General features: G+C 73.9%; 19 protein-coding genes and 1 pseudogene. 4 read left to right on the top strand and 16 right to left on the bottom strand.

What is annotated here, in order from left to right; translation table 11 throughout:
• Nucleotides 1-130 precede the first annotated feature (130 nt).
• Together ACFXGN_RS30170 and ACFXGN_RS30165 are read right to left on the bottom strand one after the other, a co-directional pair.
• Entirely contained in the window at nucleotides 131-1,219 is a 1,089-nt protein-coding gene (locus tag ACFXGN_RS30170) for a prephenate dehydrogenase (RefSeq protein ID WP_384865188.1), read from the bottom strand.
• Nucleotides 1,216-1,611, bottom strand: coding sequence for a chorismate mutase (locus ACFXGN_RS30165; RefSeq protein WP_384865187.1), 396 nt, complete (start codon nucleotides 1,609-1,611; stop codon nucleotides 1,216-1,218). Before ACFXGN_RS30165 ends, ACFXGN_RS30170 begins: the two co-directional genes overlap by 4 nt.
• Before the next feature lie 805 nt (nucleotides 1,612-2,416).
• On the opposite strand from ACFXGN_RS30165, the gene ACFXGN_RS30160 reads away from it, so the two are divergent.
• The 3 genes from ACFXGN_RS30160 to ACFXGN_RS30150 all read left to right on the top strand — a co-directional run bounded on the left by ACFXGN_RS30160 (nucleotide 2,417) and on the right by ACFXGN_RS30150 (nucleotide 4,055).
• Nucleotides 2,417-2,752, top strand: a complete 336-nt coding sequence (locus tag ACFXGN_RS30160) for a DUF952 domain-containing protein (RefSeq protein ID WP_384865185.1) — start codon at nucleotides 2,417-2,419, stop codon at nucleotides 2,750-2,752.
• A 174-nt stretch (nucleotides 2,753-2,926) separates the two neighbouring features.
• On the top strand, nucleotides 2,927-3,367 hold the full coding sequence (locus tag ACFXGN_RS30155; protein ID WP_384865183.1) for a Rieske (2Fe-2S) protein: 441 nt from the start codon (nucleotides 2,927-2,929) through the stop codon (nucleotides 3,365-3,367).
• Between the two features lie 10 nt (nucleotides 3,368-3,377).
• The gene (locus tag ACFXGN_RS30150) at nucleotides 3,378-4,055 is read left to right on the top strand and encodes a DNA polymerase beta superfamily protein (RefSeq protein ID WP_384865181.1); all 678 of its coding nucleotides are present in this window, start codon (nucleotides 3,378-3,380) and stop codon (nucleotides 4,053-4,055) included.
• Between the two features lie 27 nt (nucleotides 4,056-4,082).
• Here ACFXGN_RS30150 and ACFXGN_RS30145 read toward each other — a convergent pair.
• The 14 genes and pseudogenes from ACFXGN_RS30145 to ACFXGN_RS30080 form a co-directional block, all read right to left on the bottom strand.
• A pseudogene (locus ACFXGN_RS30145) lies at nucleotides 4,083-4,644 on the bottom strand (DNA polymerase beta superfamily protein).
• 3 nt (nucleotides 4,645-4,647) lie between these two features.
• A complete protein-coding gene (locus tag ACFXGN_RS30140; RefSeq protein ID WP_384865179.1) occupies nucleotides 4,648-5,679 on the bottom strand; it encodes an ADP-ribosylglycohydrolase family protein in 1,032 nt (343 codons plus the stop codon).
• Nucleotides 5,676-6,413 carry an NUDIX domain-containing protein gene (locus tag ACFXGN_RS30135; RefSeq protein WP_384865177.1) on the bottom strand — a complete coding sequence of 246 codons (738 nt, stop codon included), beginning with the start codon at nucleotides 6,411-6,413 and terminating at the stop codon, nucleotides 5,676-5,678. The genes ACFXGN_RS30140 and ACFXGN_RS30135 overlap by 4 nt, the downstream gene beginning before the upstream one ends.
• Nucleotides 6,410-7,456: an AAA family ATPase gene (locus ACFXGN_RS30130; RefSeq protein ID WP_384865175.1), complete on the bottom strand. Its 1,047-nt coding sequence runs from the start codon at nucleotides 7,454-7,456 to the stop codon at nucleotides 6,410-6,412. The genes ACFXGN_RS30135 and ACFXGN_RS30130 overlap by 4 nt, the downstream gene beginning before the upstream one ends.
• 838 nt (nucleotides 7,457-8,294) lie before the next feature.
• Nucleotides 8,295-8,504: a hypothetical protein gene (locus ACFXGN_RS30125; protein WP_384865173.1), complete on the bottom strand. Its 210-nt coding sequence runs from the start codon at nucleotides 8,502-8,504 to the stop codon at nucleotides 8,295-8,297.
• A gap of 122 nt (nucleotides 8,505-8,626) precedes the next feature.
• Entirely contained in the window at nucleotides 8,627-10,036 is a 1,410-nt protein-coding gene (locus ACFXGN_RS30120; protein WP_384865172.1) for a pseudouridine synthase, read from the bottom strand.
• Entirely contained in the window at nucleotides 10,036-10,638 is a 603-nt protein-coding gene (gene scpB, locus ACFXGN_RS30115) for an SMC-Scp complex subunit ScpB (RefSeq protein WP_384865170.1), read from the bottom strand. Before scpB ends, ACFXGN_RS30120 begins: the two co-directional genes overlap by 1 nt.
• Entirely contained in the window at nucleotides 10,635-11,639 is a 1,005-nt protein-coding gene (locus tag ACFXGN_RS30110; protein WP_384865238.1) for a segregation and condensation protein A, read from the bottom strand. Before ACFXGN_RS30110 ends, scpB begins: the two co-directional genes overlap by 4 nt.
• Nucleotides 11,640-11,653: 14 nt before the next feature.
• Entirely contained in the window at nucleotides 11,654-12,154 is a 501-nt protein-coding gene (locus ACFXGN_RS30105) for a hypothetical protein (protein WP_384865168.1), read from the bottom strand.
• Nucleotides 12,139-13,164 carry a ParA family protein gene (locus ACFXGN_RS30100; protein WP_351789048.1) on the bottom strand — a complete coding sequence of 342 codons (1,026 nt, stop codon included), beginning with the start codon at nucleotides 13,162-13,164 and terminating at the stop codon, nucleotides 12,139-12,141. Before ACFXGN_RS30100 ends, ACFXGN_RS30105 begins: the two co-directional genes overlap by 16 nt.
• A 449-nt stretch (nucleotides 13,165-13,613) precedes the next feature.
• A complete protein-coding gene (gene ald / locus ACFXGN_RS30095) occupies nucleotides 13,614-14,729 on the bottom strand; it encodes an alanine dehydrogenase (protein WP_384865166.1) in 1,116 nt (371 codons plus the stop codon).
• A gap of 146 nt (nucleotides 14,730-14,875) precedes the next feature.
• The gene (locus ACFXGN_RS30090) at nucleotides 14,876-16,861 is read right to left on the bottom strand and encodes a tetratricopeptide repeat protein (protein ID WP_384865164.1); all 1,986 of its coding nucleotides are present in this window, start codon (nucleotides 16,859-16,861) and stop codon (nucleotides 14,876-14,878) included.
• Between the two features lie 577 nt (nucleotides 16,862-17,438).
• Entirely contained in the window at nucleotides 17,439-18,065 is a 627-nt protein-coding gene (locus tag ACFXGN_RS30085) for an NUDIX domain-containing protein (RefSeq protein ID WP_384865162.1), read from the bottom strand.
• An 89-nt stretch (nucleotides 18,066-18,154) separates the two neighbouring features.
• Nucleotides 18,155-19,813: a CTP synthase gene (locus tag ACFXGN_RS30080; RefSeq protein WP_384865161.1), complete on the bottom strand. Its 1,659-nt coding sequence runs from the start codon at nucleotides 19,811-19,813 to the stop codon at nucleotides 18,155-18,157.
• A gap of 489 nt (nucleotides 19,814-20,302) precedes the next feature.
• On the opposite strand from ACFXGN_RS30080, the gene ACFXGN_RS30075 reads away from it, so the two are divergent.
• On the top strand, nucleotides 20,303-22,105 hold the full coding sequence (locus ACFXGN_RS30075; RefSeq protein ID WP_384865159.1) for a glycoside hydrolase family 15 protein: 1,803 nt from the start codon (nucleotides 20,303-20,305) through the stop codon (nucleotides 22,103-22,105).
• The last annotated feature ends 166 nt before the right edge of the window (nucleotides 22,106-22,271 follow it).

Here is a 22,271-nt window from a genome sequence, read left to right as displayed (position 1 = left end):
GCCTCCACAAGGTTACCGAGTCCCACGCACCCGTTCGGCCCAGGCCGTGTCCGGCCGGGCCGAGGCCCTCCGACGGCCCCGCCGTCCCGACGGCGGGGCCGGTGGGTCCTGGCCCCGCCGGACCGTGCTCTCAGCCCGTCCGCAGGGCCCAGCCGCGCTCCTGGAGCGCCTTGCCGAGGACCGGGGCCTCCGAGGGCTCCACCATGAGCTGGACGAGGCCCGCCTGCTGCCCGGTCGCGTGCTCGATGCGGACGTCCTCGACGTTGACCCCGGCGCGCCCCGCGTCGGCGAAGATCCGGGCCAGCTCGCCCGGCTGGTCGCTGATGAGGACGACGACGGTCTCGTAGACGGTGGGGGCGGCGCCGTGCTTGCCGGGGACGCGGGCGCGTCCGGCGTTGCCCCGGCGCAGGACGTCCTCGACGCCCGAGGCGCCTTCCCTGCGCCGGTCCTCGTCGCCGGACTGGAGGGAGCGCAGGGCGCGGACGGTCTCGTCGAGGTCGGCGGCGACGCCGGAGAGGACGTCGGCGACCGGGCCCGGGTTGGCGGAGAGGACGTCGATCCACATGCGCGGGTCGGAGGCGGCGATCCGGGTGACGTCCCTGATGCCCTGTCCGCAGAGCCGTACGGCCGACTCCTCGGCCTCCTCCAGGCGCGCGGCGACCATCGAGGAGACCAGCTGCGGGGTGTGCGAGACGAGGGCGACCGCCCGGTCGTGGGCGTCGGCGTCCATGACGACGGGGACGGCCCTGCAGAGGGCGACGAGTTCCAGGGCCAGGTTGAGGACCTCGGTGTCGGTGTCCCGGGTGGGGGTGAGGACCCAGGGGCGGCCCTCGAAGAGGTCGGCGGTGCCCGCGAGGGGCCCGGAGCGCTCCTTGCCCGCCATGGGGTGGGTGCCGATGTACGAGGTGAGGTCGAGGCCCCGGGCCGCGAGCTCCCGCTGGGGGCCGCCCTTGACGCTGGCGACGTCGAGGTAGCCGCGGGCGAGCCCGGCGGTCATGGCCTCGGCGAGGGTGGCGGCGACGTGCGCGGGGGGCACGGCGACGACGACGAGGTCCACCGGGCCCTCGGGGGGCGCGTCGGTGCCCGCGCCGAGGGCGGCGGCCGTACGGGCACGGGACGGGTCGTGGTCGCGGAGGTGGACGGTGACGCCCCGGCCCGCGAGGGCGAGGGCGGCGGAGGTGCCGATCAGTCCGGTGCCGATGACGAGCGCTGTTCTCACGGGGTGATGTCCTTGCGCAGGGCGGGCGCGGCGCCGGGGCGGGCGGGCGCGGTCCGGGGCTTCGGGAGGTCGGCCCCGACGCGGGCGAGGGGGCGGGCGGGCGGGGGCGCCGGGCGTTCGGCGTGGAGGGCGGAGGCGTGGACCAGGGGGGTGTCCGAGGTCCGCGCGCCTGCCGTACGGGCGGCGGTCGTCCGTGCCGCTGCCGTCCGTGCGGCGGCTGGACCGCCGCCGGGGCCTCCGGGAACGGCGGTGGACCGGGCGCCGAGGGGGCCGCCGGTGACGGGCGTGTCGTGTCCGTGGAGGCCGACGAGCGGCTCCCCGCCCTGCTCACACGGGTGTACGGCACCGTCCCGGTCCCGCCGGACGGTTCCTCGGACCGCTCGTACCGCCACGTCGTGACTCCCTCGTCTGCGTCAGTGCTCCGTTCAGCCTAGTCAGGGCCCGGTCCGGGGTCGCGCGGCGCCCGCCCCGCGAGACGTGGCGGACGGGCGGACCGGAACCCGCCGCTGCCGCCGGACGGCACCCCCCGGGGAGCCCTCGGGCAGCGAGCCGGTGAGGGCCCGACGGCCTGCGGCGAGCCCGCGCTCCGGCCCTCTGCCTCCTCCGAGCCGACCCCGGCGTCCCGGGTGGACCTGGCGCAGGGTGTCGTCGGGCGCGCCTCGGCGATCCGGGCGCCGCTGACGGGCCGCCTCACCGCTGCTGGCCCGGGAGCGGGCCGGTCCGGGTCGGTGGGTCCGGAGCGGGCGGAGCGGGTCGGGACCCACCGAAGGGAGCGAGCGGGGCTCCGAGGGGCCGGGGCAGCTGAGGGGGCTTGGGCGGGGCGCCGAGCGGGCCACCCAGGGGGGCGGGCGGCGCCCTTGCCCGCCTCGGCGCCCGTTCCCGTACCACCGGCTCCGGTGGGGGCGCCGGTCAGGGAGCCGAGCACGGCACCCGCTCCACCGCTCTGCCCGCCGTCGCTCCCGGAGCCGCCGAGAACGCTCCCAGGGAGACCGCCGAGGCCGTCACCCGCCATGACCATGCCCTTTCATCGGCATTCGTCAGCATTCATAATTTTTCATCGGCTCTGTCGGCTCCATCGGCGCGGACATCCGATACGCGCGCTTGGCGCGGAACACGCCCAATGTCGTCCGGACAGGCGCGCTCCGCCACCGGATGGCGGTGCGCCCGGCGGCTCTACCGCGCGGTAGAACTGTCGACATGCTCCTGCACGTCGTACCCCTGGCCGACTGGTCGGCCGCCCCCGAGGGCCCCTACGCCCCCGCGTCCCTCGCCGCCGAGGGCTTCGTCCACTGCTCGGAGGACGGACCGGCGGCCCTCGCGGTCGTGGACGCCCACTACCGGGAAGTGCCGGGGCCGCTGCTCGTCCTGGTGATCGACGAGGAACTGCTGACCGCCGAGGTCCGCCGGGAGGGATCGGGCGGGACGCTGTTCCCGCACGTGTACGGGCCAGTGGAGCGGACGGCGGTCACCTCGGTCCTGGAGGTACGACGGGACGCGGACGGCCGCGCCCGGGAGCTGGTCCCCCGGGCGTAGGCCGTCCCCTCTGGACTGAGCCGGGCCGAGCACGAGCCGACGGGGCACGGGCACAGGGCCGGACACGGGCACAGGGCCGGACACAAGGCCGGACACGGGACCGGGCGGGGTCTTCCGGGCGCGCCCCGGGGCGTGTCGCCCGGTCCGCCGCCGGTCCGGCGCCAAGCTGGCCGTATGACTTCACACGCCACCGGCCGCCGTACCGTCCTGCTCACCGCCGCCGCGCTGACGACGGGCTGCGGTGCGAACGGCGGGGGCGGTACGGACACCGGGACCCCGGAGGCGAGCGCCCCGGCCGCGACGGGCGGCGCGTCGGAGGCTCCCGGGGGCGCCGTCCTGGCCAGGACCGCCGAGATCCCGGTCGGCGGCGGCATGGTCTTCGCCGACCGGAAGGTGGTCGTCACCCAGCCGAAGGCCGGGGAGTTCAAGGCGTTCTCCGCGGTCTGCACCCATCAGGGCTGCCTCGTGAACAAGGTCGCCGACGGCACGATCGACTGCCCCTGCCACGGTTCCCGGTACCGGATCGCGGACGGTTCGGTGGCGGGAGGGCCTGCGCCCCGGCCGCTCCCGGCGGAGCGGATCACCGTCTCCGGGGAGGAGATCACGCTCGCGTAGCCTGAGCCGCATGACCCCGGACGAACTGGTGCGCGACCACACGATCTACTCCTGTGTCATGGGTTCCCGCGCGTTCGGTCTCGCGACCGAGGACAGCGACACGGACCGCCGGGGCGTCTACCTCGCCCCGGCACCGCTGTTCTGGCGCTTCGACAAGCCCCCGGCGCATGTGGAGGGGCCCGCCGAGGAGCAGTTCAGCTGGGAGCTGGAACGGTTCTGCGAGCTGGCCCTGCGCAACAACCCGAACGTCCTGGAGTGCCTCCACTCCCCCGTCGTCGAGCACGCCGACGCCCTCGGGCGGGAGCTGCTCTCGCTGCGCGGCGCCTTCCTCTCCCGGGAGGCCCACACCACCTTCGTCCGGTACGCGCGGGGCCAGCGCCGCAAGCTGGAGGCGGACGTGCGCCAGTACGGCCGTCCGCGCTGGAAGCACGCCATGCACCTGCTGCGGCTCCTGGCGAGCTGCCGGGACCTGCTGCGGACCGGCGAGCTGCGGATCGACGTCGGCGAGGACCGCGAGGCGCTGCTCGCGGTCAAGCGCGGCGAGGTGCCCTGGCCCGAGGTCGAGGCCCGGATGAACCGGCTCGGCGAGGAGGCCGACCGCGCCCGTGACACCACCCCGCTCCCGGCCGCCCCGGACCGCGCGAGGGTCGAGGACTTCCTGGTCCGCGCCCGCCGCGCCTCGGTCTGAGGGGCCCGGAGCCGCTGCGGGCGCGCCTCAGGAGGCCTCGAAGCGGGCCCGTACGACGAGGTCGTGGGCGTCCGGTGCCTCGCCCAGGGCGGACGCGTCCCTGGCCGCGTCGAGGACGGCGTGCAGGGTCTCCGTCTCGGCCCTGACCTCCTCGACGTCCACCTCGGCGGGCCCGTGTTCCGCCGCCGCCTTCGCGGCGACGAGACCGGGCAGCCGGGCGGGCGCCTCGGGGACCTCCTCGAAGAGGGTCGGCAGATGAGGTGAGCTGCTCCAGGACGTAGCCGTTGCGGCGGAGCATCAGCCGGACGAACTTCCGCAGGTCGTGGGTGACCAGGTCCATCTCGACGCCGTCCCTGTCCCACATCCGGCCCCGGGTCTCCTCGGGTTCGCGGAGCCCGACGAGGGCGTCCACCGGGAGCAGGTGGACGCCCCGCAGGTCCACGTCCGAGTCGTGGGACGGGAAGCCGTACAGATGGGCGCCGGAGACGGTCGCGAAGAGCAGCGGATCGGGCTGTTCGGCCACGACGGCGGCGAGGTCGGTGTCGAGGGCCGTGCCCGCGGCGCCCGCGGTGTCCAGGGTGAGCGTCATGGATCAGGCGTCCCAGAGCGCTCCGAAGCTCAGCAGGTCGCTCCGGTGCTCGATGTGCTCCTCCCACTCCTTCGGCCAGGCGTCGCCACCGAGGTGGGCCCCGGCGAAGGCCCCCGCGAGGGCGGCGATCGAGTCGGAGTCGCCCCGGGTGCAGGCGGCCCGGCGGAGGGCGGTGAGGGGTTCGCCGGGGAAGAGGAGGAAGCAGAGGAGGCCGGTGGCGAGGGCCTCCTCGGCGATCCAGCCGTCACCGGTGTACGTACAGGGGTCGAGCTCCGGGTCCGCCGTGCGCTGGACGGCGTCCAGGCGTTCCAGGACGGCCAGGCACTCGTCCCAGCCGCGCCGGACGAAGGACTCGGCGGAGGCGTCGTGGGAGCGGGTCCACAGGTCGCCGAGCCAGTGCTCGTGGTAGCGGGAGCGGTTCTCGTACGCGTACGAGCGGAGCTGTCCGACCAGTCCCGCCGGGTCGGCTCCCCGGGCGAGGAGGTGGACGGCGCGGGCGGTGAGGTCGGAGGCGGCGAGCGCGGTGGGGTGACCGTGGGTCAGTGCCGACTGGAGCTGCGCGGCCCCGGCCCGCTGCTCGTCGCTGAGCCCGGGGACGAGCCCGACGGGCGCGACCCGCATGTTGGCGCCGCAGCCCTTGGAGCCGATCTGGCTGGCGTCCTGCCAGGGCCGGTCGCCGTCGAGGAGTTCACAGCCCCGGAGGCAGGTGGCGCCGGGGGCGCGGTTGTTCTCCGGCGAGTGGTACCAGGCGACGAACTCCTCCCGCAGGGGCCGGGTCAGGCTCGCCGGGGCCAGTACGCCGAGGTCCATGGCGGTGCGGACGGCCTTCGCGAGGGCGAGGGTCATCTGGGTGTCGTCGGTGATGTACGCCGTGCCGTTGCTGACGGGCAGGGCCATCTCCCGCCAGGGTCCGGTCTTGGCGAGGATCGCGGGCACGTCGTCGAACTCGGTCGGGAAGCCGAGCGCGTCGCCCAGCGCGAGGCCGATCAGGGCGCCGGTGGCGGCGCGTTTGGTCGCGGGGTGGGTGGGGTTCATGGGGTCGGTCCTTCCGGTCGCAGCAGTGGCGGGTGGAGGGCGGTGGCCCCGCCCGCCCGGTAGAGAGCGGCCGGTTTCCCCCGTCCGCCGGTGAGGCGCGGAGGTCCTTCGACGGCCCGGACGAAACCGGGCGTGGCAAGGACCTTGCGCCGGAAGTTGGGGCGGTCGAGCGGGACGCCCCAGACCGTCTCGTAGATCTGCCGCAGCTCGCCGAGGGTGAACTCGGGCGGGCAGAAGGCGGTCGCGAGACAGGTGTACTCCAGTCGGGCGCCGACCCGCTCGTGGGCGTCGGCGAGGATGCGGTCGTGGTCGAAGGCCAGCCCCCGGACCGTGTCGTACGGCATCCAGCGCGCCTGGGCCGCGTCGCCCCCGCCGCGCGGTTCGGGCGGGTCGGGGACGAGTGCGGTGAAGGCGACGGAGACGACCCGCATCCTCGGGTCTCGCTCCGGTGCGCTATAGGTGCGGAGCTGTTCGAGGTGGAGTCCGGCGACGGTGGTGTCGGAGAGCCCGGTCTCCTCGGCGAGTTCGCGGCGGGCGGCCAGCTCGGCGGACTCGCGGGGCAGGACGAAGCCGCCGGGCAGCGCCCAGGCTCCGGCGTACGGCTGTCGGCCGCGCTCGACGAGGAGGACGTGGAGGCGTTCCTCGCGGACGGTGAGGACGGCGAGGTCCACGGTGACGGCGAAGGGCTCGAAGGCGCGGGGGTCGTACCCCTGGGGTGTCCGGTGGCCGTTCATCGGGGTTCCTCCGGCGGTTCGGTGAGGCCCCAGCCCTCGGCGAGGAGGGCGTCGACGGCGGCGACGGCCGCCGCGAGCCGCTCCTCGTGGGGGCCGGTGAGGACGGCCGTACGGCGGCCGGTGCGGGTGAGCTGGGTGAGGAAGCGGGCGGTCATCCAGGGCCGCAGCCGGTCGCCGTCCCGGCGGGCCGTGTCCCCGGTGGGCTCGTACGGGACGCCCCGGTGGTCGGTGAGCAGCCAGAGGTGCTGGCGGCCCCGGGCGGCGATCTCGCCGACGGCGGGGCTGGTGGTGCCCGTGTGGCGCTCGTGCCAGATGGTGGTGGCGAAGGCGTCGGTGTCGGTGTCGCAGAAGAGGACGGGCGCGCCGTCGCGGGCGGCCTCCTCCTCCCGCTCGGCCCGGCACTGGGCGAGGACGGGGAAGTCGACGGAGCGCGGGGGGCGGTCGTGGTGGCGGGCGCCGGGGGGTCCGGGGGTGTCGTGCTCGTGCCCGGCCACGTACCGGGTGCGGGCCCAGACCCCGCCGCGCCGCCGGTAGTGGCCGGTGAGGGCGAGGGTCATGGTGGTGGCGCCGGTGGACTCGGCGCCCAGGACGACGATCCGCCGGGTGAGGGCGGCGCGCACGGGCGGCGCGAGGTGGTCCCAGCAGCCCGCGGGGTCGGCGCGGACGGCTGCGGAGGCCGGGACGCCGAGGTGTCCGGAGTCGACGCGGACGGTGGCGGCGCCGAGACCCCGGCCCGGCTCCTCCGGGTGGGTCGCGGAGGTGAAGACGGCGTCGACGCGTTCGGGCACGGCGGCCCGGAGGACGGCCGTGCGGGCGGCCGGGGTGTCGGCGCCGTCGACGGGGGTGCCGACGACGAGGGCGTCGGGGTGCGTCTCGCGCATCCAGGCGACGCGCTCGTCGAGGGGCAGGGAGTCGGCGGCGGAGGAGCGGACGAGGACGGTGAGCCGTTCGCAGCGCTCGCGCGCGGTGGCGACGAGGTGGTGGTGACCGGCGTGCGGCGGATGGAACCTGCCGACGACCAGCCCGTGCCCGTAACGCTTCACGCGTCGGCCCTCGCGGGGACGGCCGGGCGGCGGGGGCGGGCGGCGGCCCGGCCGGACGGCGGGACGGGGGCGGACCCGGTCCGCCGGGGGCCGGGGGCGCGTACGGCTCCGGAGGCGCGGGGGCCTTCGAGCGCGCGTACGACTCCGGAAGCCCCCGGGCCTCCGAAGGCCCTCGCGTCTCCGGAGGCCCGTACGCCTCCCGGGGTCCGTACGTCTTCGAGCGCGCGGGCGGCTCCCGGTGTCCTCACCGGCCCCGCCGCGCACGGCCGTGCCCTTCCGAGGCGCGTGGTGCGGCGCCCCGGAAGGGGGTCGGAGCCTGGTCCACCCCCGTGGGTCCAGGTCCACCGGCCGCGCGGGGCGGGGGCGGTGAAGACGGTCCGGGGGCGGGTGCCGACGCGGGACCCGGTCCGGTGGAGGAACGGGGTCCGGGATTCCGTCGTGCTCACGAGCCCCACACCCCCTCCTTAAGAGTCATGCTGACTATAAAGGCGGACGGAGCGCGGCCACAAGACCGGACACACATGTCCCCCGGATCAGCCGACGCCGGGAAGCCGCCGACGCTGTCCGAGGGCTGCGCGGGGCGGACCGAACGGCTCCGGCGGGGCGGCGGGGTCGCCCTCGTCACCGGAGCCGGGACGAGCCTCATGAGCGAGGGGTTCCTGCCCGGTGGCACCGGGGACGAGCGGGGCGAGCGAGCGGGTGGCGGAGGTGCTGCGGCCCGACGGGGGTGGTGGACCGGATCGCCGGGCTCAGTGAACGGGCGAACGCGTCCCTCGGCGAGGCGGTGACTGTCCGCGGTAACGGTGGCTGTGGCTGTGGCTGTGCGGTTGAACGGGGCTCACGCCCGCGACGAGGCGGGGCGGGGCGGACGGCCCGCGTCCGTCGGCTCCCGGAGGCCCTCGACGGCGAGGACGCCTTCGTGTTCGCCGACCACGGCATCGTCAAGGCCCCCGAGGACCGCGCGGGCGTCACCCGCCCCGGGGCCGCCGCGGGAGTCGAAGGAGGCGTTCGCCGCCGTCGTCGCGTACCGCCGCGACCACCGAGCCACGGCCCCGCGCGGAAGGCGGGGGGGCACGGGCCCGTACACGGGGGAAGCCCGTGACCGCCAGGCGGTCACGGGCTTCCCCGTCGTTCCCGTCGTACGGATCGTCCGTACGACGGGAACGGGTGCTACATACCGACTTCCTTCATCAACATGCCGACCTCCGTGTTGGTGAGGCGGCGCAGCCAGCCCGACTTCTGGTCGCCCAGGGAGATCGGGCCGAAGGCCGTACGGACCAGCTTCTCGACCGGGAAACCGGCCTCGGCCAGCATCCGGCGCACGATGTGCTTGCGGCCCTCGTGCAGCGTGACCTCGACCAGGTAGTTCTTGCCGGTCTGCTCGACCACGCGGAAGTGGTCGGCGCGCGCGTAGCCGTCCTCCAGCTGGATGCCGTCCTTGAGCCGCTTGCCGACCTCGCGGGGCAGCGGGCCGGTGATGGCGGCCAGGTAGGTCTTCTTCACGCCGTACTTCGGGTGCGTGAGGCGGTGGGCCAGCTCGCCGTGGTTGGTGAGCAGGATGATGCCCTCGGTCTCCGTGTCGAGACGGCCGACGTGGAAGAGCCGGGTCTCACGGTTGTTGACGTAGTCGCCGAGGGACTGACGGCCGTCCGGGTCCTCCATGGTGGAGACGACACCGGCGGGCTTGTTCAGGGCGAAGAACAGGTGCGACTGGGTGGCGACGGTCAGGCCGTCCACCTTGATCTCGTCCTTCGCCGGGTCGACGCGCTTGCCCTGCTCCAGGACGATCTCGCCGTTGACCTCGACACGGGCCTGCTCGATCAGCTCCTCGCAGGCGCGTCGCGAGCCCATGCCGGCGCGGGCGAGGATCTTCTGCAGGCGCTCGCCCTCCTGCTCGGCGCCGGGGAAGGTCTTCGGGGTACGGACCTCGGGGCGCCCCTCGTACCGTTCCCGGTTGCGCTGCTCGATCTTGGCCTCCAGCTCGCGCGAGCGCGCCGGGGCCTGCCGCTGCCCGTGCGGGCCACGACGGGGCGGGGTGCCGCCCTGGGGTGCCTTGGGGCCGCCCTTGGCGCCGCCGCGGGCCGCCGTGCCCCGGCCCTTCTTCGGGGGCTCGGAGGGGGCGCTCACCTCGTAGGAGCGCTCCTCGGGGCGGGGTCGGCGCGGGTTGCTCGGGCGCTTCTGGTCGTCCCGGCCGCCGCCCTGGTAGCCACCGCCGGAGCCGGAGCCGCCCTGGTAGCCGCCACGGGAGCCGGAGCCCCCGCCGGAACCACCCTGGTAACCGCCACGAGAACCGGAGCCGCCGCCGGAGCCCCCACGGGAGCCACCGCCGCCACCGGAGCCGCCCTGGTAGCCGCCACGGGAGCCGGAGCCCCCGCCGGAGCCGCCCTGGTAGCCACCGCCGCCGGAGCCGGAACCGCCCCGGCCGCCGCCACCACCGCCGCCGCCGGAGCCCCGGTAGCCGCCGCCCCCGCCGGAGCCGCCCCGGCCGGAGCCGCCGCTGCTGCCGCCGCGGCCGCCGCTGTTGCCACCACGGCTCCCGCCGTTGTTTCCGCTGCTGTTCCTGCCGCTGCTGCTTCGCATCAAACTTCCGTCTTGTCGTCGTCCTCACGATCCGGCAGGTCCGGATCGAACGACGGGACCCCTTCCAGCGAGTCCGGCTCCACCGCCTCCGCGTCGGGGAGGAAGGGCGCCAGCTCGGGGAGCTCGTCCAGGCCGCGCAGGCCCATCCGCTCCAGGAAGTAGTTCGTCGTCCTGTACAGGATCGCACCTGTTTCGGGTTCCGCGCCCGCCTCCTCCACCAGACCCCGCTGGAGGAGGGTGCGCATCACGCCGTCGCAGTTGACCCCGCGCACCGCGGAGACCCGGGAACGGCCGACCGGCTGGCGGTACGCGACGACCGCGAGCGTCTCCAGGGCCGGGCGGGTGAGCCGGGCCTGCCGCCCCTCCAGGACGAAGGCCTCGACCGCCGCCGCGTGCTCGGGGCGGGTGTAGAAGCGCCAGCCGCCCGCCACCCGCCGCAGCTCGAAGCCCCGGCCCTGCGCGGTGTACTCGTCGGCCAGCTCGCACAGGGCGTCCGCCACCTCGTCGGGGGCCCGCTCCAGGACCTTGGCGAGGTGCTCCTCGGCGACGGGCTCGTCGACGACCATGAGGACGGCTTCGAGGGCGGGCTTGAGGTCGCTCATGCCGGTTCCTCCGGGACGGGGGTCGGGTGGTCGAATTCGTCCGTGACGCGGGCCTCGGCGTCGCCGCCGGTCCAGGAGACCGTGAGGTCCCCCAGGGCGGTCTCCTGGTCGAGGGCCACGGCCTTGTCCCGGTAGAGCTCCAGGAGGGCGAGGAAGCGGGCCACGACGGTCAGGGTGTCGTCGCCGACGTCCTCGATCAGCTCCCGGAAGAGCGCGGCACCGCGCTCCCGCAGCAGGGCGACCACCACGGCGGCCTGCTCGCGGACGCTGACCAGCGGGGCGTGGACGTGGCCGATGTCCACCCGGGGCTCGGGCCGTGGGCGCATGGCCTCGGCGGCGAGGCGGGCGAGCCCTTCCGCGCCGAGGGAGAGGACGACCTCGGGGAGCAGCGCCGCGTGGTGCGGTTCGAGTCCTGCGGTACGGGGGTGGCGGCGGCCCTCGGTCTCCCAGCGGTCCGCCAGGATCGCCGCGACCTGCTTGTACGCGCGGTACTGGAGGAGCCGGGCGAAGAGCAGGTCGCGGGCTTCCAGGAGGGCGAGGTCGGCCTCGTCCTCCACCTCGGCGGCGGGCAGCAGCCGGGCGGCCTTGAGGTCGAGGAGGGTGGCGGCGACGACCAGGAACTCGGTGGTCCGGTCGAGGTCGCCGTCCGGTCCGAGGGCCCGCAGATGGGCCATGAAGTCGTCGGTGACCCGGGAGAGGGCGATCTCGGTGACGTCGAGCTTGTGCCGGGCGATGAGCTGGAGGAGCAGGTCGAAGGGCCCCTCGAAGTTGGTGAGCCGGACGGTGAACCGCCCGGCGTCGTCCTCCCCGGTCCCGGCGGCCCTCTGCGCCCCGGCGGGCCCCGCCGGGGCGGGGACGGCGGTGGGGGCCACCGGCCGCGCGGGGTTGCCGGGAGGCGGTGGAACGGTCTCTCCCGGCCCCACCGGGGGGCGGCCCGGTGGGCGGGACGTTTCGTCAGGGGCGCGGTGCATGGAGGTCCAGGGGAGCGGGGAGCGCGGCAGCCCGCAGGCTACCGTCAGCGACCGCGCAGGCGGCGCACCAGGATGCTCGCGTCGCCCCGGGACTCCAGGTCCGCCAGGACGACCGCGACGGCCTCCCGGACGATCCGGCCCCGGTCCACGGCGAGACCGTGCTCACCGCGGAGCACCAGCCGGGCGTGCTCCAGGTCCATCAGCTCCTCGGCGGAGACGTAGACCGTGATCTTCTCGTCATGGCGCTCACGGCCGCTGGGCCGCCGGTTCGGGGCCCGGCCGCCGCGCCGCCGCGCCGCCGGTGCGGGCACCGGGGCGGTGGGCGCGGTCCTGGGGCCGGTGGCCTCCGGCTCCGCCGTCCGGGCGCGCGGCTCGCCGGACTCGGAGTCCGCGGCCGTGTGCTCCGAGGAGCCCTCGGCCGCCGCCGGGTCGCCCGGGCCCGAGGGAGCCGGGACGGTCCGGCGGGGTGCGGACGCCTGGAGCGCCGTTCCCCCGGTCGTACGGAAGAGTTCGTCGGCCCCGGGCAGACTCACTCGGCGTGACACCGGGCGAGCACCTCCCTGGCGAGCTGGCGGTAGGCGGCGGCACCCACGGAGTTGGAGGCGTAGGTGGTGATGGGCTCGCCCGCGACGGTGGTCTCGGGGAAGCGCACGGTCCGCCCGATGACCGTGTGGTAGACGTGCTCGTCGAAGGCTTCGACGACGCGCGCGAGGACCTCGCGGCTGTGCACCGTGCGGGAGTCGTACATCGTGGCGAGGATGCCGTCCAGCTCCAGTTCGGGGTTGAGCCGCTCCTGGACCTTCTCGATGGTCTCGGTCAGCAGCGCCACTCCGCGCAGGGCGAAGAACTCGCACTCCAGCGGCACGATGACCTTGTGAGCCGCCGTCAGGGCGTTCACGGTCAGCAGGCCGAGCGAGGGCTGACAGTCGATCACGATGTAGTCGTAGTCGTTCATCAGCGGCTTCAGGGCCCGCTGGAGCGTCGACTCGCGCGCGACCTCGCTGACCAGTTGGACTTCGGCGGCCGAGAGGTCGATGTTGCTCGGCAGCAGGTCCATGTTGGGCACGGCGGTCTTGAGGAGGACCTCGTCGGCCGACATGCCCCGCTCCATGAGCAGGTTGTAGACGGTGAGGTCGAGCTCCATCGGGTTCACGCCGAGGCCGACCGACAGGGCTCCCTGCGGGTCGAAGTCGACGAGCAGCACCCGGCGGCCGTACTCCGCGAGCGCGGCACCCAGGTTGATGGTCGACGTGGTCTTGCCGACGCCGCCCTTCTGGTTGCACATCGCGATGATCTTCGCGGGGCCGTGGTCGGTCAGGGGACCGGGGATCGGGAAGTACGGCAGGGGCCGTCCGGTCGGGCCGATCCGCTCGCGGCGCTGGCGGGCAGCGTCGGGTGCGAGGGTGGCCGCGTACTCCGGGTCGGGCTCGTACTCGGCGTCGGGGTCGTAGAAGTGCCCCTCGGGCACCTCGTCGTAGGCGGCGAAGTGGGTGGACTCTCGGCCCATCTCGTTGCCGGCCGTGGCGTTCACGTGTAGGCCGTCCATCGTCTTCATCGTGTGGGCTGTCGTCATGGGCTGGTGCGTCGCGAAGGTCCGCACCGCGACGGAGCCGATCGGAGCACCTGGCGCACCGCTCCCGGGAGTAATTGTCGACTCATTCACAAGTCGTCTTACCTCCTTGGATGTCACCAGGAACATTTATCGATAGGTCAGCGTGGCACCATGCCGACGGTTGGCGACTCTATGGCGTGTCACCGCTCCGCAGCAACACAATCCGCCGGACCCGGCCCGATGTGTCGGCAACCGAACACGTCTCTGTCAAGGGTGCGCAGCCACGCATCCACACGTTTCGGGGATGCGCGAATCGGTTAAAGGGTCACGTTCGAGGCGAGTCGGCCGAACGTTCCGGCAGGTCCGCAGACACGACCGGCCGGACCTTGTCGAACAAGGTCCGGCCGGGTGCGTGGCATTGACGGCACGCGTTGACGGCGGCGTCGCCGGGGTCAGCCCAGGAGGCTGCTCAGCTCGACGTGGTCGAGGCCGTGCGCCTCGGCGACCTCCTTGTAAACCACCTTGCCGTCATGGGTGTTGAGGCCCAGACCGAGGGCGGGGTCGCGGCGCAGCGCCTCGGCCCAGCCGTTGTTCGCCAGCGACACGATGTAGGGCATCGTGGCGTTGGTGAGGGCGTAGGTGGAGGTGTTCGGGACCGCGCCCGGCATGTTGGCGACGCAGTAGAAGACCGAGTTGTGGACCTGGAAGGTCGGCTCGGCGTGGGTGGTCGGGTGCGAGTCCTCGAAGCAGCCGCCCTGGTCGATCGCGATGTCGACAAGGACACTTCCGGGCTTCATCTTGGCGACGAGCTCGTTGGTGACCAGCTTCGGGGCCTTGGCGCCCGGGATGAGGACGGCGCCGATGACGAGGTCGGCCTCGACGACGGCCTTCTCCAGCTCGTAGGCGTTGGAGACGATCGTCTGCACCTTGGTGCCGAAGATCTTGTCGGCCTCGCGGAGCTTGTTGATGTCCTTGTCGAGCAGGGTCACGTGGAAGCCCATGCCGACGGCGATCTGGGTGGCGTTCCAGCCGGAGACGCCGCCGCCGATGACCACGGCCCTGCCCGCGTGGGTGCCGGGCACGCCGCCGGGGAGGACGCCTCGGCCGCCGGCCGAGCGCATCAGGTGGTAGGCGCCGACCTGCGGGGCCAGCCGGCCCGCGACCTCGGACATCGGGGCCAGCAGCGGGAGCGCGCGGTTGGCGGTCTCGACGGTCTCGTACGCGATGGCGGTGGTGCCGGAGGCGAGGAGCGCGTCCGTGCACTCGCGGGAGGCGGCGAGGTGCAGATAGGTGAAGAGCGTCTGGTCCTTGCGGAGGCGGTGGTACTCCTCGGCGATGGGCTCCTTGACCTTGAGCAGCAGGTCGGCGGCGGCCCAGACCTCGTCGGCGGTGGGGAGGATCTCGGCGCCCGCGGCGACGTACTCCGCGTCCGTGATCGAGGAGCCGACTCCGGCGTTCTGCTCGACGAGCACCTGGTGGCCGTGGCGGACGAGCTCGTGGACACCGGCGGGGGTGATGGCCACGCGGAACTCGTTGTTCTTGACCTCGCGGGGGATGCCGACCTTCATCGTCGATCACGGTCCTTGAATCAGGGGGATAACTGGGGCATGGCGATACATACCCGGAGGCGTCACGGCACACCGGGGCAGACCACGTTCACACGCGGCGGACCCAGTCTAATGAAGGACTTCCCGCTGTCTAGCCTTTCAAAGTACTAATCTTTCATGGACCCACTACGGATTTCGTAGGCAGACGATTCCGTTTCCAGCAGTCTGTCCGCCGCGGCCCGGTGCAGCCGGGCCGCCGCCGGGTCGCCGAGCCGGTCGAGGGTGTCGGCCAGCCTCAGCCGGAGCGCGGCCTGGAGCCGGACGTCCTGCGCGCGCCGCGCCCACTCCACCGCCTCCTCGCAGGTCCGCAGCGACTCCTCGGGGCGTCCCGCGTACTCCTGGACCCGGGCCGCCTCGCTCAACGCCCGCGCGTAGCCCGGGAGATCGTCGAGCCGCCGGTGTCCCGCCGCGGCGGCCCGCCAGTTGCGCAGGGCCTCGCCGTACCGGCCCGCGTACGTCTGCACGGCGCCGAGGCGCCCGTACAGCCGGGCCTGGTCGGCGCGCTCCTCCCGGGCGAGCCGCTGGGCGAGCGCCCGCCCGTACCAGTCGGCGGCCCGGTGCCAGTCGCCCAGCTCCTGGTAGGAGCCGCCTACGGATTCCATCGCGCGGCCGGTGGCGTACGGGTCGTTCGCGGCCCGCCCGGCGTCCAGCGCGGTCCGGTAGCGGGCCAGGGCGTCCCGGGTGCGGCCGGTGCGGGCGTCGAGATCGGCCAGGTTCAGCAGGGCGGCGGCCCGCTCGCGGTGCAGTCCGCGCCGCTCGGCCACGTCCAGGACCAGCCGGTGGAGCCCGTACAGCTCGGGTGCGGCGGCCTCGGCGCCCCGGTGCGCGGCGAGGGCCCTGACCAGGGAGGCGACCAGTCGGCGCGCCAGGGTGTCCAGCTCCCCGTCGGCGACGGCGAGCCGGGCGCAGGCGAGCAGGAAGGACTGCCGGGTGCGCAGCCAGACGGCCGCCTCGGTCGTGTTCGGGAAGCGCAGGGCGCGGGGCAGACCGGCCAGCTTCCGGCGGGCGGGCGAGTCCTCGGGCTCGGTGACCGCACGGCACGACTGGAGGAGCCGTACGGTCCGCTCCAGCATCCGGGCCCGCGCGAGCTGCACCTCGGCGGGCCGGTCGTGCTCCTCCAGCTGGGCACGGAGCAGGGGGACGAGGTGGCCCGGCACCTCGTACTGGCCGTCGCCGACGTCCCGGACCACGCCCAGGGCCGCGAAGTCGGCGAGGGTGGTCGCGGCGGCCGAGACCGAGCAGCCGGCCAGGGCGGAGGCGGTGTGGGCGTCGGCGCGGCCGAGCGGGGCGAGGACCAGGAATCGCAGTATCCGGGCGGCGGTCCCGGGCAGTGCCTCGTGGGCGAGGAGGAAGGCCCGGGTGAGCGGGTCGCCGGTGCGGGCCCGGAGCCTCTTGGCGAGGTCGGCGACGGAGATCTTGGGGTGGGTGGCGAGCCAGCCCCCGGCCAGCACGACGGCGGCCGGCAGTCCGCCGCACTCCTCCACGAGGGTCTCCGCGGCCTGCGGATCGACGGTGACCCGTACGGAGCCGGTGTAGGCGGTGAGCAGTTCGATGGCCGACTTGGGGTCGAGCCCGCCGAGGGTGCAGGGCCGTACGTCGGGGATGCCGGTGAGCGGGCCCCGGGCGACGCCGATCACCAGGCTGTCGGGGTTGTCGGGGATCAGCGGGTCGGCCTGCTCGGCGTCGACGGCGTCGTCGAGGACCAGGACGGCCCGGCGTCCGGCGAGGGCGCCGCGGACGAGTTCGGTCAGTTCGTCCTCGGCGGCTCCCGGGGGCTCGGCGACCGCGAGGGCGGCCAGCAGCTCCCGGGCGACCCGGGCGGTGGGGACGGGATCGCCGCCGGGTTCGGTGAGCCGGGCCCGGAAGATCCCGTCCGGGTAGCGGTCCGCGAGTCCGGCGACCAGTTCCTCGGCGAGCGCGGTGCGTCCGGAGCCGGGGCGGCCCGCGATGAGCAGGACGCGGGCCCGGGGCGCCTTGCGGCCGGTGAGGGTGTCGAGGCCGGTCCGCCCGATGTCGGCGCGCAGGGCCTTCAACTCCCGCTGCCGGCCGAAGAACTGCCGGCTGCCGGCCGCTGCCACAGCCTGATCCGTCACGGGCCACGCTCCCGTCCACCTGCGCACGAGCCGATCCCGCGGGGGACTCCGCACGGGCGATTCCGAGCGTAGTTCAGGGCGTGGCACCGACCCGGCGGAGCAGGGCGGGCACATCGCCCGATCGGATCAGCGGATGGTCACACCACACCGCCGTTCGCCGGAGCCGGGGACCCACGGGGGGCCTGCGTGGGGGGCACGCGTGGGGGCTACCGCCCGCCGCCGTGCACCGGAGACCTGGCGCCGGGACGCGGCCGTCCACCGCCAGGTGCCGAGTGCCGGTGTCCGGCCGTCCACGGTCGGACACCGGGCGCCGGGGACGGGGGCACGACCGCCCCGCGCGGGGCGGCTTCGGCGCGGGCACCCACATCGCCGCCCGCTCCCCGGGCTCCGGGGAATGGGGGCTGGGGCACGACCGCCCACCATCAGGTACGGGCGCCGGGCGGCCACCGGGTCCCGGAGGCCACGACGCGGCTCGCCCACCGCCAGGTGCCGGGCGCAGGGTGCCAGCTGCCGGACGTCAGCCGCTCACCGCCGGGTTCCGCACACCGCCGCCCCCGGCCCCCGCCCCACCGGGGCGCTACGCCTCGAAGGGGCGGGCGGGCCACGGCGCGTCGGCCGGGCGGAGGGCGTCCAGGCCCTCGCCCGCCCGGGCGGCGACCAGGGACAAGACGCCCACGACCAGGCAGTTGTTGTGCAGCTCACCGGCGAGGACGCCCCGGACGAGGTCCGTGAGCGGCACCCGGGCCAGTTCCATGTCGGCCTCCTCGTCGGAGACCTCGAAGCGCTCCCCCTCCGCCTCCGAGACGCCCCGGGCGAGGAAGATCCGTACGGCCTCGTCGGAGCCGCCCGGCGTGGTGTAGACGTCGGCCAGCACCCGCCAGTCCTCGGCCTTGACGTACGCCTCCTCGTACAGCTCGCGCTCCGCCGCGCGCAGCGGGTTCTCCCCGGGCACGTCGAGGAGTCCGGCCGGGATCTCCCAGAGCTTGTGCCGCACGGGGTGGCGGTACTGCCGGAGCACCAGCACCCGGTCCCGCTCGTCGAGGGCGAGCACGGCCACCGAGCCGGGGTGGACCTGGTAGTCGCGGCGCGCGACCGTGCCGCCGGGCATCTCGACGTCGTCCGTGCGGACACTGGTCTTCTTGCCCGTGAAGGGGGTCGTGGTGGCCGTGACCCGCCACTCCTCCGGGGTGTCCTTCACCTGCATGAGCTGTCCTCCCACATACGAAAACCGGGGTACGGGCCCTCGAAGGGCCCGTACCCCGGCAACGGTAACGCCAGGAACCGACAGGTCGGTTACTTCACCGGCCGACCCGTCTTGCGCTCGACGGCCGCCTTGACCAGGCCCGCGAAGAGCGGGTGCGGGCGGGTCGGGCGGGAGCGGAGCTCCGGGTGCGCCTGGGTGGCGACCAGGTAGGGGTGGATCTCGCGCGGGTACTCGACGTACTCGACGAGCTTGTTGTCCGGGGAGGTGCCGGAGAAGACCAGACCGGCCTTCTTCTCCAGCTCCGCGCGGTAGGAGTTGTTCACCTCGTAGCGGTGCCGGTGGCGCTCGTCCACGTACGGCTGGTCGCCGTAGACCTCGCGGACGATCGAGCCCTCGGCGAGCTTCGCCGGGTACAGACCGAGGCGCATGGTGCCGCCCAGGTCGCCCGCGCCCTCGACGTACGCCAGCTGCTCCTCCATCGTCGAGACGACGGGGTGCGCGGTGGCCGGGTCGAACTCGGTGGAGTTGGCCTCGGGGATGCCCGCCAGGTTCCGGGCCGCCTCGATGACGATGCACTGGAGGCCCAGGCAGATGCCGAGCAGCGGCACCTTGTTCTCACGGGCGTACTGGATCGCGCCGACCTTGCCGCTCACACCGCGGTCGCCGAAGCCGCCGGGGATGAGGATCGCGTCGACGTCGCCGAGCTGCTTCTCGGCGTCGGCCAGGGTCTTGCAGTCGTCGGAGGTGACCCACTTGACCTTGACGCGCGCCTTGTTGGCGAAGCCGCCGGCCCGCATGGCCTCGGTGACCGAGAGGTAGGCGTCGGGCAGGTCGATGTACTTGCCGACGAGCGCGACGGTGACCTCGTGGTCGGGGTTGTGGACGCGGTCCAGGAGGTCCTCCCAGACGGTCCAGTCCACGTCGCGGAAGGGCAGGTCGAGCTTGCGGACGACATAGGCGTCCAGGCCCTCGGAGTGCAGCACCTTCGGAATGTCGTAGATCGACTTGGCGTCGATCGCGGCGACCACCGCGGCTTCGTCGACGTCGCACATCAGCGAGATCTTGCGCTTGATGGCGGTCGGGACCTCGCGGTCGGCGCGCAGCACGATCGCGTCGGGCTGGATGCCGATGTTGCGCAGCGCGGCGACGGAGTGCTGGGTCGGCTTGGTCTTCAGCTCGCCGGAGGGGCCGATGTAGGGCAGCAGCGAGATGTGCACGACGAAGACGTTGTCCCGGCCGACCTCGTGGCGGACCTGGCGGACGGTCTCCAGGAACGGCAGCGACTCGATGTCGCCGACCGTGCCGCCGACCTCGGTGATGACGACGTCGACGTCGTCGGCGGCCATCCGGCGGATGCGGGACTTGATCTCGTTGGTGATGTGCGGGATGACCTGCACGGTGTCGCCGAGGTACTCGCCGCGCCGCTCCTTGGCGATGACCTGCGAGTAGACCTGGCCGGTGGTGACGTTGGCCGAGCCGTCGAGGTCGACGTCGAGGAAGCGCTCGTAGTGGCCGATGTCCAGGTCGGTCTCGGCGCCGTCGTTGGTGACGAACACCTCGCCGTGCTGGAAGGGGTTCATCGTGCCGGGGTCGACGTTCAGGTACGGGTCGAGCTTCTGCATCGTGACCCGCAGGCCGCGGGCCTTGAGGAGCGCACCCAGGCTGGAGGCGGTCAGGCCCTTGCCGAGGGAGGAGGCGACACCCCCGGTGACGAAGATGTGCTTGGTCGTCGTGGTTTTGGGCGGCATCGCCAAGAGGGGGCTCCCGTGGTCGCGTTTGGAGGTGCGTACCGGCGTGCCCTCCGGAAGAATCGGGGGGTGCCGTCGCTGCGGTTTCGGTGTCCTCGGCTCTCGCCGTTTCCCACCGGTCCACGGGGTACCAGGGTATCAGCGACATCGGGAGACCGCTTCCGGCCACACGGGGCAGTCGGGTGCACACAGACGGCGACACGGATAGCGGCTCGGGACCCACTCCGGAGGGGAGGATCGCATTCGTTCACCCGAACGGAGCAACGGCGTTACCGGTGTGATCACCAGGTCACTAGGGTGCGACGTATTCTGCTCGGACGTTCCCCACCGAGCCGACCGGCCAGCGGCACCACCCCGCCCGTCACCCGGACCAAGAGCTCGTCGAAGACCCCTTGACCGCTGACAAACGGCGCCGGCCGACATCCCCCGGCGCGATTCCAAGCAAGCGCCCCGCGGGGCGGACATGGCCGTTCGACTGGAGTGAAGCACGTGGCCGGGCGCATCGAGGATTACGCACTCATCGGAGACATGCAGACGGCCGCGCTGGTCTGCCGGGACGGCAGCGTCGACTGGCTCTGCCTCCCCCGCTTCGACTCGCACGCGGTCTTCGCGGGCCTGCTCGGCACCGAGGAACACGGGTTCTGGCGGGTGGGACCCGCCGGGTCCCCCGACGCCGACCCCGCCCCGGCCGACCGGCGCCGCTACGTGGGCGACTCGCTGGTCCTGGAGTCCGAGTGGGACACCCCGCGCGGCACGGTCAGGGTGACCGACTTCATGCCCCCGCGCGAAGGGGCCCCGCAGCTCATCCGGATCGTGGAGGGCGTCTCGGGCCGGGTCCGGATGCGGTCCGCGCTGCGGATGCGGTTCAGCTACGGCCGGATCGTGCCCTGGGTCCACAAGGTCGGTGACCGCACCGTCGCCGTCGCCGGGCCGGACTCGGTGTGGCTCGACACCGAGGCCGAGACCCACGGCAAGGACCTCACGACGTACTCCGACTTCACCGTGGGCCCCGGCGAGCGGATCGCGTTCACGCTGTCCTGGCAGCCCTCCCACCGGGAGCCGCCCGCCCTGCCCGACCCCGAGGGCGCCCTCACGGCGACCGCCGACTTCTGGCGCGACTGGGTCGAGCACTGCACGTACCACGGCCCCTACCGGGAGGCGGTGGTCCGCTCCCTGATCACCCTGAAGGCGCTGACGTACGCGCCGACCGGCGGGATCGTGGCGGCGCCGACGACCTCGCTGCCCGAGGAGATCGGCGGCGTCCGCAACTGGGACTACCGCTACACCTGGCTGCGGGACGCGGCGATCACCCTCTCCTCCATGCTCCGCACCGGCTACCGCGAGGAGGCCCGCGCCTGGCGGGACTGGCTGCTGCGGGCGGTCGCGGGCGACCCGGAGAACCTCCAGATCATGTACGGCATCGCGGGCGAGCGGGAGCTCGGCGAGGCGGAGCTGGACTGGCTGCCGGGGTACGAGAACTCCGGCCCGGTCCGGGTCGGCAACGGCGCCGCGAACCAGCTCCAGCTCGACGTGTACGGCGAGGTCACCGAGGCCCTCCACCTCGCGCACATGACGGGCCTCTCCCGCAACGACTACGCCTCGCTCCTCCAGATCAGGCTGATCAACTATCTGGAGAAGCACTGGAACCAGCCCGACGAGGGCATCTGGGAGGTGCGCGGCCCGCGCCGCCACTTCGTCCACTCCAAGGTGATGGCCTGGGTGGCCGTCGACCGCACGATCAAGCTCATCGAGTCCGGGGACGCGGACGGCCCGCTGGAGCGCTGGCGCGAGCTGCGCGACGAGATCCACCGGGACGTCTGCGAGAAGGGCTACGACCGGGAGCGGAACACCTTCACCCAGTCGTACGGCTCCAAGGAGCTGGACGCCTCGCTGCTGCTGATCCCGCAGATGGGCTTCCTGCCGCCGGACGACAAGCGGGTCATCGGCACGATCGAGGCGATCCAGCGGGAGCTGTCCACCGAGGACGGCTTCGTGCTGCGCTACCCGACGTCCGGCGAGGAGGCGGGGGTCGACGGTCTGGAGGGCGACGAGGGCGCGTTCCTGGCCTGCTCGTTCTGGCTGGCGGACGATCTGGCGATGATCGGCCGGGTCGACGAGGCCCGCGCGCTCTTCGAGAGGCTCCTCGCGCTCCGCAACGACCTGGGACTGCTCGCCGAGGAGTGGGACCCCGTGCTCCAGCGGCAGGTGGGCAACTTCCCGCAGGCCTTCAGCCATGTGCCGCTGATCGACACGGCCCTGCGGCTCACGGCGAGCGGCGCGTACGGCGGCTGACCCCGGGGGGATCGCGTTCGCCGCGCCGGATCGCGGACCGGGAACGGGTCCGCGATCCGCGATCCGCGATCCGCCGCGCCGGAAACCTCGATGCCCGCTAATTCCGTTGAGCCCGCACCCTGCGGTCGTGTTAGCTGGCGGCGCCGAACCGTCCGTACCGCAGGTG

Source organism: Streptomyces sp. NPDC059247, from assembly GCF_042754005.1.
In the GTDB taxonomy this organism is placed as follows: domain Bacteria; phylum Actinomycetota; class Actinomycetes; order Streptomycetales; family Streptomycetaceae; genus Streptomyces.
Note: the sequence above shows the minus strand (reverse complement) of the source record. Positions and strands in the feature narration are given on the sequence as shown.

Bases quoted from the DNA above. Each gene is read 5' to 3' on its own strand.
- ACFXGN_RS30160 (WP_384865185.1), top strand. From the start codon at position 2,417: ATGCTCCTGCACGTCGTACCCCTGGCCGACTGGTCGGCCGCCCCCGAG.
- ACFXGN_RS30155 (WP_384865183.1), top strand. From the start codon at position 2,927: ATGACTTCACACGCCACCGGCCGCCGTACCGTCCTGCTCACCGCCGCC.
- ACFXGN_RS30150 (WP_384865181.1), top strand. From the start codon at position 3,378: ATGACCCCGGACGAACTGGTGCGCGACCACACGATCTACTCCTGTGTC.
- ACFXGN_RS30140 (WP_384865179.1), bottom strand. From the start codon at position 5,679: ATGAACCCCACCCACCCCGCGACCAAACGCGCCGCCACCGGCGCCCTG.
- ACFXGN_RS30135 (WP_384865177.1), bottom strand. From the start codon at position 6,413: ATGAACGGCCACCGGACACCCCAGGGGTACGACCCCCGCGCCTTCGAG.
- ACFXGN_RS30120 (WP_384865172.1), bottom strand. From the start codon at position 10,036: ATGCGAAGCAGCAGCGGCAGGAACAGCAGCGGAAACAACGGCGGGAGC.
- scpB (WP_384865170.1), bottom strand. From the start codon at position 10,638: ATGAGCGACCTCAAGCCCGCCCTCGAAGCCGTCCTCATGGTCGTCGAC.
- ACFXGN_RS30100 (WP_351789048.1), bottom strand. From the start codon at position 13,164: ATGAAGACGATGGACGGCCTACACGTGAACGCCACGGCCGGCAACGAG.
- ald (WP_384865166.1), bottom strand. From the start codon at position 14,729: ATGAAGGTCGGCATCCCCCGCGAGGTCAAGAACAACGAGTTCCGCGTG.
- ACFXGN_RS30085 (WP_384865162.1), bottom strand. From the start codon at position 18,065: ATGCAGGTGAAGGACACCCCGGAGGAGTGGCGGGTCACGGCCACCACG.
- ACFXGN_RS30080 (WP_384865161.1), bottom strand. From the start codon at position 19,813: ATGCCGCCCAAAACCACGACGACCAAGCACATCTTCGTCACCGGGGGT.